The organism is Streptomyces triticirhizae (assembly GCF_003696235.1).
GTDB lineage: Bacteria > Actinomycetota > Actinomycetes > Streptomycetales > Streptomycetaceae > Streptomyces > Streptomyces triticirhizae.
Window position 1 is genome coordinate 1 of the sequence record NZ_RFFJ01000225.1, and the last position, 9,021, is coordinate 9,021.

The following is a 9,021-nucleotide window of genomic DNA, read 5'->3' on the forward strand; positions in this document are numbered from 1 at the left end:
CCCGGCCGGCGGGCGCGGCGGCCAGGGCTCCGGGGACGGCGGCGGTGGCGAAGCGGGGGTCGGTCAGGGCGAGGCGCAGGCTGTGCCGGTGGCCGACGAAGCGCGGGTCGACGAGCGCGACCCGCTCGCCGGCGGGGACGGCCGCCACGGCCTCGGCCAGCTCGGCCGGCCGCCGGACCACGGAGACGCTGAACCCGAGTGCTCTCAGCTCGTCCTCGATCGAGGACCCGGGATCGGGCGGTCCGGTGAGGATGGCGCTGGACAGCTGACTCACTCCTTGCGACAACTCCGCGCTCTGCGGCGGCATGTCGGCAGAGATTATCTGATGACCACCGCGCGGCAAGAACGGCGTTGGGGTGGGGAAACCCTCGGTTCACTTCCGGTGCCCGACGAACACCGAAGGTGACCCTACGCGATGCCACTGACACCGAGCGAAGTCGCGCTGCCGCCGGGGCCACTGTGGAGGCCGGAGGGACGCCGCGCCCCGAACCACGAAGATCCGGAAGGGAGATCCCGGAAGGAAGATCCGGAAGAGGCGGCCTAAGCTGCGGGCCATGAGTTGGCTGATCACCGGCGGTGCCGGTTATATCGGGGCGCATGTGGTGCGGGCGATGCTGGCCGCCGGGGAGCGGGTGGCGGTGTTGGACGACCTGTCCTCGGGGGTGGCGGAGCGGCTGCCGGCCGGGGTGCCGCTGGTGCGCGGCTCGGTCTCGGACGGGCCGTTGACCGTGCGGGCGCTGCGCGAGCACGGGGTGACGGGGGTCGTTCATCTCGCGGCGCGGAAGCGGGTGCCCGAGTCGGTGGCCCGGCCGACCCTCTACTACCGGGAGAACGTCGGCGGGCTCGCCACGCTGCTGGACGCGATGGTGACGGCCGGCGTGCGGCGGCTGGTCTTCTCGTCCTCGGCCGCCGTCTACGGCTCCCCCGACGTGCCGCTGGTCACCGAGGAGACGCCGTGCCGGCCGATCAACCCGTATGGCGAGACCAAGTTGGCCGGCGAGTGGCTGGTGCGCGCGGCGGGCCTGGCGCACGGGCTGCGTTCGGTGTGCCTGCGGTACTTCAACGTGGCGGGCGCCGCGAGCCCGGAGCTGGCCGACCGGGGCGCGGCCAACGTGATCCCGCTGTTCTTCGAGCGGATCGAGGCGGGGCTGCCGCCGGTCGTCTTCGGGGACGACTACCCGACGCCGGACGGCACCTGTGTGCGGGACTACATCCATGTCGCGGATCTGGCGGACGCGCATCTGGCGGCGGCCAGGGAGCTGACGCGGGCCGACCCCGGGGCGCCGGCCGGGGACCTGACGGTGAACGTGGGCACCGGCGTCGGCGTCTCGGTGCGGGAGTTGGCGGCGGCGGTCGCTGAGGCCACCGGCTGGTCGTCGCCGCCGGTGGTCGAGGGGCGGCGGCCGGGGGACCCGGCGCGGGTGGTGGCATCGGCCGCGCTGGCCGCCGAGCGGCTTGGCTTCACCGCCCGGCGCGGCCTGGCGGAGATGGTCTCTTCGGCCTGGGAGGGGTGGCTTCTGCGGTCCGCCGGCTGACCGGGCGGCTGTGCCTTCCGGCCATCGCCGCCGGTCGGGGCACCCCTGGCCCGAACCCCCGCGATGGCCGGGAACACGCAGGTCAGAGCACATGACAACGGTGTTCAGTGCCGCGTTGCCCGATACCCCCCGCCCGTAGTTCACTGTGTGGGGAGCCTACGAAGAGGGGGCGGCGCGCATGGGCGCGGGACATCATCACGGCCAGCACGGCGCCGGCCACGGGAACGGCGCACCGGGCACCAGGGGGGCGGCGTACCGGGGGCGGCTGTGGGTGGCGCTGGGCATCGCGTCGCTGCTGCTGGTGGCCCAGTTGGTGGGCGCCCTGGTGACCGACTCGCTGGCGCTGCTGGCCGACGCCGGCCATGTGGCGACGGACGCGGTGGGCATCGGGATGGCCCTGGTCGCGATCCACTTCGCCAACCGGCCGACGGACCGCGAGCGCCGCACCTTCGGCCTGGCCCGGATGGAGATCCTGGCGGCCCTGGTCAACTGCCTGCTCCTGCTGGGCGTTGGCGGCTACATCCTGCTGGAGTCGATCAGCAGGCTGCGGGAGCCGACGGAGGTGCCGGGCGGCACCACGGTGGTCTTCGGCGTGGTGGGTCTGGCGTTGAACTGCCTCTCGTTGGCGCTGCTGATGCGCGGCCAGCGGGAGAACCTCAACGTGAGGGGCGCCTTCCTGGAGGTGCTGGCCGACGCGCTGGGCTCGGTCGCGGTGATCGTGGCGGCGCTGGTCATCCTGCTCACCGGCTGGCAGCGCGCCGACCCGGTGGCCTCGTTGCTGATCGCGCTGATGATCGTGCCGCGCACGGTCAAGCTGGCCAGGGAGGCGCTGGAGGTGCTGCTGGAGTCGGCGCCCCGGGATGTGGTGGTGGCCGAGGTGCGGGACCACATCCTGCGGATGCCGGGCGTCGAGGGCGTGCACGACCTCCATGTGTGGACCATCACCTCGGGGATGCCGGTCCTCTCGGCGCATGTGGTGGTCAGTCCCGAGCGGCTCGACGAGGTGGGGCACGAGCGGACCCTCCACGAGTTGCAGCACTGCCTGGGCGACCACTTCGAGGTGGCGCACTGCACCTTCCAGTTGGAGCCCTCGGGACACGCCGCCCACGAGGCGGGACTCTGCCACTGAAGGGGCCACCGGCCGCCGCCGGCGCGCCTCGGGGGCGGCGCCAGTCATGACGGGGGCGGGGGCGGCGGGCCGCCGGCGATCCGGTCCAGCGGCAGCACGGCCCAGATGACCTTGCCGCCGTCGGCGGTCGCCCGCACCCCGCAGGAGCCGCCGGCCTCGTGGGCGGTGGCCTGCACCAGCAGCAACCCGCGCCCGCCGGTGCGCTGCCGCTCCGGGCTGGCGGCCAGGGCGTGTGGCCGGTAGGGGTGGCCGTCCTCGACCCGCACCCACACCCACTGGGTGTCCACGGCGACCTCGACGCCGATCGTCGGCGTGAGGAGGGCGGCGTGCCGGACCGCGTTGGTGACCAGCTCGGTCAGGATCAGCAGCAGGCCGTGGAGGCGGTCGGCGGTCAGCGGCGCCGCCCGGCGGCGCAACAGGTCGCGCACCGCGTGCCGGGCCTGGGGCACCGACCGCTCCTCGGGGGCGAGGGTGAACCGCCAGGTGCCCTGCCAGCCGGGCGCCGGCGGGCGCCCGATCGCGTTCGGGCTCGGGGGGGCTTCCGACGATCTGTCCATGATGTTCGCCACGGGCCTTTCTCCTCGTTCTCTCGGTTCTCTCGGTTCGCTCGGTTCGCTCGGTTCACTCACGCTGCCGGGGTTCCGACCCGGCGAGGCCCCGCGCGGCGTCGCCGTCGGGTCACCCGCTGTGTCGAGTGTTGGCATGTGCCAGCGCAACATGACCGGGTGCACGAAACTCATGAGAAAGCGGACGAGATCGGACCAACTCGCTTCGTTCGCGATCGAGTTGAGCAACGAAGCGACCGTTCACCCCGGGCGCAACGTTTCGCTCCGGGGTGGCTCGCCTCTGCGCGCCGGGTGAGCACACGTTCGGTGGGGCCGCACGGCGCTCACCCATCCGGACGGGCGCACGGTGGTGAACGACCCGAGGATCGACGCACCGGCGCGAGCGCCGGTGCGAGGGCGCCACCGTGTCGCGAATATACGGAAGTTGAGAAATCGGACTACCAGGAGGCGACCACCTGGTACCTTTCGGTACAGGCACTCCCATACATGCCTACTATCACGATGTATATGAATTACCCCGAACCATAAGGAAAAGGGCAGAGCCCACTTCCAGGCGCCATTTCGGTGAGTGTTCGAGTCGCTTCAGGGGCAAGGTCATCCCGACTCGTTATCCCTGGCCGTTGGAGTGCTGCTGTCATGGCTCTTCCGCAAGGTCCCCTGGAGCATCGCTACCGGGGGGAACATCCGGTGCGGACCCTCGCCTACCTCTTCCGGGACGACCGCCTCCGGCTCCTGGTCGCCGTCTTAGCGTTCGTGGTCAAGCACAGCCCGGTGTGGCTGTTGCCCCTGGTCACGGCCAACATCATCGACATCGTCGTCGAGCGCCGACCGATCGGGGAACTCGGCAGCAACACCCTGGTGTTGCTGATCGTTCTGATGCTCAACTACCCCACCCACCTGCTCTATGTCCGCTGTATGCACGGCAGCGTGCGCCGGGTCGGCACCGGGCTGCGCTCGGCGCTGTGCCGGCGGATGCAGGAGCTGTCGATCGGATACCACTCCCGGGTCAGCGCCAGCGCCCTCCAGACCAAGGTGATCAGGGACGTGGAGAACATCGAGGTCTCCGCCCAGCAGAGCGCCGACACCGGCCTGGCCGCCATCATCACGCTGACCGGCGGCCTGGCCGTGATCGCCTTCCGGGTGCCGACCGCGCTGCCCGCGTTCATCATCATCGTGCCCGCCGCCGCGCTGCTGGTCCGCCGGCTGCGCACCCGGCTGCGCAGCAAGAACGAGCAGTACCGTCGGCAGGTCGAGCAACTCTCCACCCGCGTCGGCGAGATGACCAGCCTGATCCCCGTCACCCGGGCGCACGGCCTGGAGCGCACGGCCATCGGCCGGGTGGAGGGCTCGCTCAGCCAGGTGCTCCGCGCCGGCATACGGCTCGACCTGCTGAACGGGCACTTCGGGGCGCTGGCCTGGATTCTGCTCAACGCCATCGGCATCGGCTTCCTGGCCGGTGCCGCGATGATCTCCTACTACGCCTGGCTGCCGATCACCGCCGGCGACGTGGTGATGCTCAGCACGTTCTTCACCACGCTCACCGGGTCGATGACCATGCTGATGGGCCTGGCGCCGATCATCACCAAGGGCCTGGAGTCGGTGCGTTCGGCCGGCGAGGTCCTCCAGGCGCCCGACCTGGAGGAGAACACCGGCAAGACCCAGGTGAGCGAGGTCAAGGGCCGGCTGCGGTTCGAGAGCGTCACCTACCGCTACGACGGGGAGGGCCCGGCGGCCGTGGTCGACTTCGACCTGACCGTGCCCCCCGGCGAGACCATCGCCTTGGTGGGCGCCTCGGGCGCCGGCAAGTCCACCGTGCTCAACCTGCTGATCGGCTTCATCCGCCCGGTCTCGGGACGCATCCTGCTCGACGGCGCCGACATGAGCACCCTGGACCTGCGCAGCTACCGCCGCTTCCTGTCGGTGGTGCCCCAGGAGTCGGTGCTCTTCGAGGGGACCATCAGGGAGAACGTCGGCTACGGGATGCCCGACGTGGACGCCGCCACCGTCCGCGCCGCGCTGCGGGACGCCAACGCCCTGGAGTTCGTCGAGCGGCTGCCCGAGGGACTGGAGACCGTGGTGGGCGAGCGCGGCGCCCGGCTCTCCGGCGGGCAGCGCCAACGGATCGCCATCGCCCGGGCGTTGATCCGCGACCCGCGCATCCTGGTGCTCGACGAGGCCACCTCCGCGCTGGACACCCGCTCCGAGGCGCTGGTGCAGGAGGCGATGGACCGGCTGATGCGCGGGCGCACCGTGTTCGTGGTCGCGCACCGCCTGTCCACCGTCCGCAACGCCGACCGGATCGTGGTGATGGAACACGGCCGGATCTCGGAGGTCGGCACCCACGCCGAGCTGCTGCGGCGCGGAGGCGCCTACTCCCGGCTCCAGGCGGGCCAGATCACCTGACCCCGGGGCCGGGCCCGGCTCAGCCGGGTTCGGCCCCGTCCGGCTCCGGCCCGCCCGGCTCGGTCTCCTTCACCTCCCCGTCCGTGAGCGCCAGCCAGCGGGTGAGGCCCAACTCCCGCAGGAACGGCAGGTCGTGGCTGGCCACCAGCAGCGCGCCCCGGTAGGACGCCAACGCCGAGGTGAGCTGCCGCACGCTGGCCAGGTCCAGGTTGTTGGTCGGCTCGTCCAGCAGCAACAGCTGCGGGGCGGGCTCGGCCAGCATCAGCGCGGCCAGCGTGGCGCGGAACCGCTCCCCGCCGGAGAGCGTGTCCACCCGCTGGTCCGGCAGCTCCTTGCGGAAGAGGAACCGCGCCAGCTGGGCCCGCACCCGCTGCGGCTGAGCGGTCGGCGCCAGCGCCGCCACGTTCCGCGCGATGGAGAGACCGCCGTCCAGGATGTCCAGCCGCTGCGGCAGATAGCGCAGCGGAACGTGGACCTCCGCCTCCCCGGCGGCCGGCGCCAGGCGGCCCGCGATCGTGTTCAACAGCGTGGTCTTGCCCGCTCCGTTGGGCCCGATCAGGCCGATCCGCTCCGGGCCGACCACCTGGAGGTGGGCCCTGGCCCCGTTGCGCAGCTCCAACTCCCGCAGGGTGAGCACCTGTCGGCGGTTGGGCACGGCGGTGTGCGGGAGGTCGACGCGGATCTCGTCGTCGTCCCGCACGGCCGCCTCGGCCTCGGTGAGGCGCTCCCTGGCCTCGGCCAGCCGCTCCTCGTGGAGGATGCGGTGCTTGCCGGCCGAGACCTCGGCGGCCCGCCTGCGCGCGCCCGCGACGATCTTCGGCAGTCCCGCCGTCTCGGCGGCCCGCCGGCCCGCCCTGGCGCGGCCGGCCAGCTTGTCGTGCGCCTCGACCAGGTCCCGCTTCTGCCGGCGCACGTCCGCCTCGGCGGAGCGCACGGTCCGGGTCGCGGCCTCCTGTTCGACGGCGAGCGCCTCCTGGTAGGCGGAGAGCGGGCCGCCGTAGCGGACCACGCGCCCCTCGCGCAGGTCGGCGATCTGGTCGACGCGCTCCAGGAGTTCCCGGTCGTGGCTGACCACGACCAGCACGCCGCGCCAGGCGGCCACCGCCGCGTGGAGCCGTTCCCTGGCCCGCAGGTCCAGGTTGTTGGTCGGCTCGTCCAGCAGCAGCACGTCGGGCCGGCGCAGCAGCAGCGCGGCCAGCCGCAGCAGCACCGTCTCGCCGCCGGAGACCCGGCCCACGATGGTGTCCAACCCGATGTGGGACAGGCCGAGTTGGTCGAGGACCGCGCGGGTGCGGCCCTCGACGTCCCAGTCGTCGCCGACGGCGGCGAAGTGCGCCTCTGAGGCGTCGCCCGCCTCGATGGCGTGCAGCGCCGCCCGCGCCTCGGCGATGCCGAGCAGCCGGTCGACGGGCTGGGTGACGTCCAGGGTGACGCTCTGCGCCAGGAGGCCGACCTCGCCGGCGACGCGGACGGTGCCGGCGGTCGGGGTCAGCTCGCCCGCGATCAGCTTGAGCAGGGTGGACTTCCCGCTGCCGTTCAGCCCGATCAGCCCGGTGCGGCCGGGGCCGATCGCCAGGTCGAGACCGTCGAAGACGCGGGTGCCGTCGGGCCAGTCGAAGACCAGCCGCTGGACGGAGACATGGGTGGTGCCGGTAGACATGAGGGCCCTCCAGATGCGTGCCGGGCAGCGCCGAACGGGCGGCGGCTGCCAGAGGTGATCAACGGAACGCGAAGTGACACCGGGCCCGAAGGGACACCGAGTGACGGAGGAAGGCGGACAGAGAGACAGAATCTGTCGGAGAGAAAGAAATCTGCCGAGGGAACCGGAAGAGAATCCCGAGGACCTCCGAGGTCAGCCGCGCGGAGCGGGGCGTTCGTGCCGCCGTCCGCGAGCGGGACGGCCGAGGGCACGAGCCAACCGGGCTCGCGGTGTCATGACCTCAGATGAACAACGGATCTCCCGACCTCGACAGCAGAGACGCGGGTAAGCGTAACGGGCGCCGTCGGGCCGGGGCAAGCCGTGACCGCCCCGGCCCGTCCCCTCGAAGCGCGGCCGGCCGCGCCGGTGGGCGCGGCCGGCCGGGTCTCAGCTCTGCTGCGCCCTGCGCGCCAGCAGCCTCGCCTGACGGGCGGCCAGCCGCTCGTCGAAGATCCGCGCCTCGGAGTCGAGGCCGCCGAGGAACGTGCCCAACTCCTCCTGCGCCTTGAGCCCCTCGGGGCTCAGCCCGCCGATCTCCATGACGCCGAGATAGCGCAGCACCGGCTGGAGCACGTCGTCCAGGTGGATGCGGAGGTTGTAGATGCCGCCGACGGCCATCCGGGCGGCGGCCCGCTCGAATCCGGGGATGCCATGGCCGGGCATCCGGAAGTTGACGACCACGTCCCGCACGGCCCGCATCGTCTGGTCCGGCGCGATCTCGAAGGCCGCGCGGAGCAGGTTGCGGTAGAAGACCATGTGCAGGTTCTCGTCGGTGGCGATCCGGGCCAGCAGCTTGTCGCAGATCGGATCGCCGGACTCCCGGCCGGTGTTCCGGTGCGATATACGCGTGGCCAGCTCCTGGAAGGCGACATAGGCGACGGAGTGCAGCATGGAGTGCTGGTTGTCCGACTCGAAGCCCTCGGACATGTGCGCCATCCGGAAGTTCTCCAGCTGGACCGGGTCCACGGCGCGGGTGGTCAGCAGGTAGTCGCGCAGCACTATGCCGTGCCGGCCCTCCTCGGCGGTCCAGCGGTGCACCCAGGTCCCCCAGGCGCCCTCGCGGCCGAAGATGGTGGCGATCTCGTGGTGGTAGCTGGGGAGGTTGTCCTCGGTGAGCAGGTTGACCACGAGGGCGGTCCGGCCGACGTCGGTCACCTGGGACTGCTCGATGGACCAGGGCTCCCCGCCCAGCGGGCCGTCGAAGTCGCGGCCCTGGCTCCAGGGCACGTACTCGTGCGGCATCCAGTCCTTGGCCGCCTTGAGATGGCGGTTCAACTCGGTCTCGACGACCTCCTCCAACGCGTAGATCAGCTTGGCGTCCGTCCAGTCGCCCGATCTGCCCGTGGGGTGGGCTGGGTCGAGGGTCACATGATCTCCTGCTGTATCCGGGAGTACTTACGACACCGTAGGTTACGGTACCGTAAGTTGTTACTCGCCGGTCTGGCAAGGATCTGCGGGGCAACTCACAACGAGACGGCCAGGGCCCGAAGGCCCTGGCCGTCTCGTGTGCGTCAACGGACGCGCGGGGAAGGGTCGTTGTCAGCGCCCCTTGCGTTCGGGGCGCACCAGGCCGGCGCGGCGCAGGGCGTCGGCCATCGCGCTGTTCGCCGGCGGGGGGCCGCCGGCCCGCTGCCCGCCGGCGCGTCGTCCGCCGTTGCCCCCGCTCCCCCGGGGCGCGCCGCCGCCCCT

Annotated in this window: 6 protein-coding genes and 1 pseudogene; 3 read left to right on the plus strand and 4 right to left on the minus strand. The window is 72.1% G+C overall.

All coding sequences use genetic code 11. The features are described 5' to 3' along the window. A pseudogene (locus EBN88_RS26135) lies at window positions 1–265 on the minus strand (CDP-alcohol phosphatidyltransferase family protein); the annotation flags it as partial. A gap of 289 nt (window positions 266–554) precedes the next feature. On the opposite strand from EBN88_RS26135, the gene galE reads away from it, so the two are divergent. Continuing rightward, window positions 555–1,535: a UDP-glucose 4-epimerase GalE gene (gene galE, locus EBN88_RS26140; RefSeq protein WP_122399517.1), complete on the plus strand. Its 981-nt coding sequence runs from the start codon at window positions 555–557 to the stop codon at window positions 1,533–1,535. Between the two features lie 178 nt (window positions 1,536–1,713). Further along, the gene (locus tag EBN88_RS26145) at window positions 1,714–2,664 is read left to right on the plus strand and encodes a cation diffusion facilitator family transporter (protein ID WP_122399518.1); all 951 of its coding nucleotides are present in this window, start codon (window positions 1,714–1,716) and stop codon (window positions 2,662–2,664) included. 44 nt (window positions 2,665–2,708) lie between these two features. On the opposite strand, the gene EBN88_RS26150 is transcribed toward EBN88_RS26145, so the two are convergent. Next, window positions 2,709–3,221, minus strand: a complete 513-nt coding sequence (locus tag EBN88_RS26150; RefSeq protein WP_122399522.1) for an ATP-binding protein — start codon at window positions 3,219–3,221, stop codon at window positions 2,709–2,711. Between the two features lie 645 nt (window positions 3,222–3,866). On the opposite strand from EBN88_RS26150, the gene EBN88_RS26155 reads away from it, so the two are divergent. Next, on the plus strand, window positions 3,867–5,633 hold the full coding sequence (locus tag EBN88_RS26155) for an ABC transporter ATP-binding protein (protein ID WP_122399519.1): 1,767 nt from the start codon (window positions 3,867–3,869) through the stop codon (window positions 5,631–5,633). Window positions 5,634–5,652: 19 nt separating this feature from the next. Here the strand turns inward: EBN88_RS26155 and EBN88_RS26160 are convergent, their stop codons facing one another. Both EBN88_RS26160 and EBN88_RS26165 read right to left on the minus strand, forming a co-directional pair. After that, window positions 5,653–7,293, minus strand: a complete 1,641-nt coding sequence (locus tag EBN88_RS26160; protein ID WP_122399520.1) for an ABC-F family ATP-binding cassette domain-containing protein — start codon at window positions 7,291–7,293, stop codon at window positions 5,653–5,655. A 426-nt stretch (window positions 7,294–7,719) separates the two neighbouring features. Next, on the minus strand, window positions 7,720–8,700 hold the full coding sequence (locus EBN88_RS26165) for an acyl-ACP desaturase (RefSeq protein WP_122399521.1): 981 nt from the start codon (window positions 8,698–8,700) through the stop codon (window positions 7,720–7,722). Between the last annotated feature and the right edge of the window lie 321 nt (window positions 8,701–9,021).

Excerpts from the sequence above, each read along its gene's own strand:
- galE (WP_122399517.1), top strand. The coding sequence starts at position 555 with ATGAGTTGGCTGATCACCGGCGGTGCCGGTTATATCGGGGCGCATGTG.
- EBN88_RS26145 (WP_122399518.1), top strand. The coding sequence starts at position 1,714 with ATGGGCGCGGGACATCATCACGGCCAGCACGGCGCCGGCCACGGGAAC.
- EBN88_RS26150 (WP_122399522.1), bottom strand. The coding sequence starts at position 3,221 with ATGGACAGATCGTCGGAAGCCCCCCCGAGCCCGAACGCGATCGGGCGC.
- EBN88_RS26155 (WP_122399519.1), top strand. The coding sequence starts at position 3,867 with ATGGCTCTTCCGCAAGGTCCCCTGGAGCATCGCTACCGGGGGGAACAT.
- EBN88_RS26160 (WP_122399520.1), bottom strand. The coding sequence starts at position 7,293 with ATGTCTACCGGCACCACCCATGTCTCCGTCCAGCGGCTGGTCTTCGAC.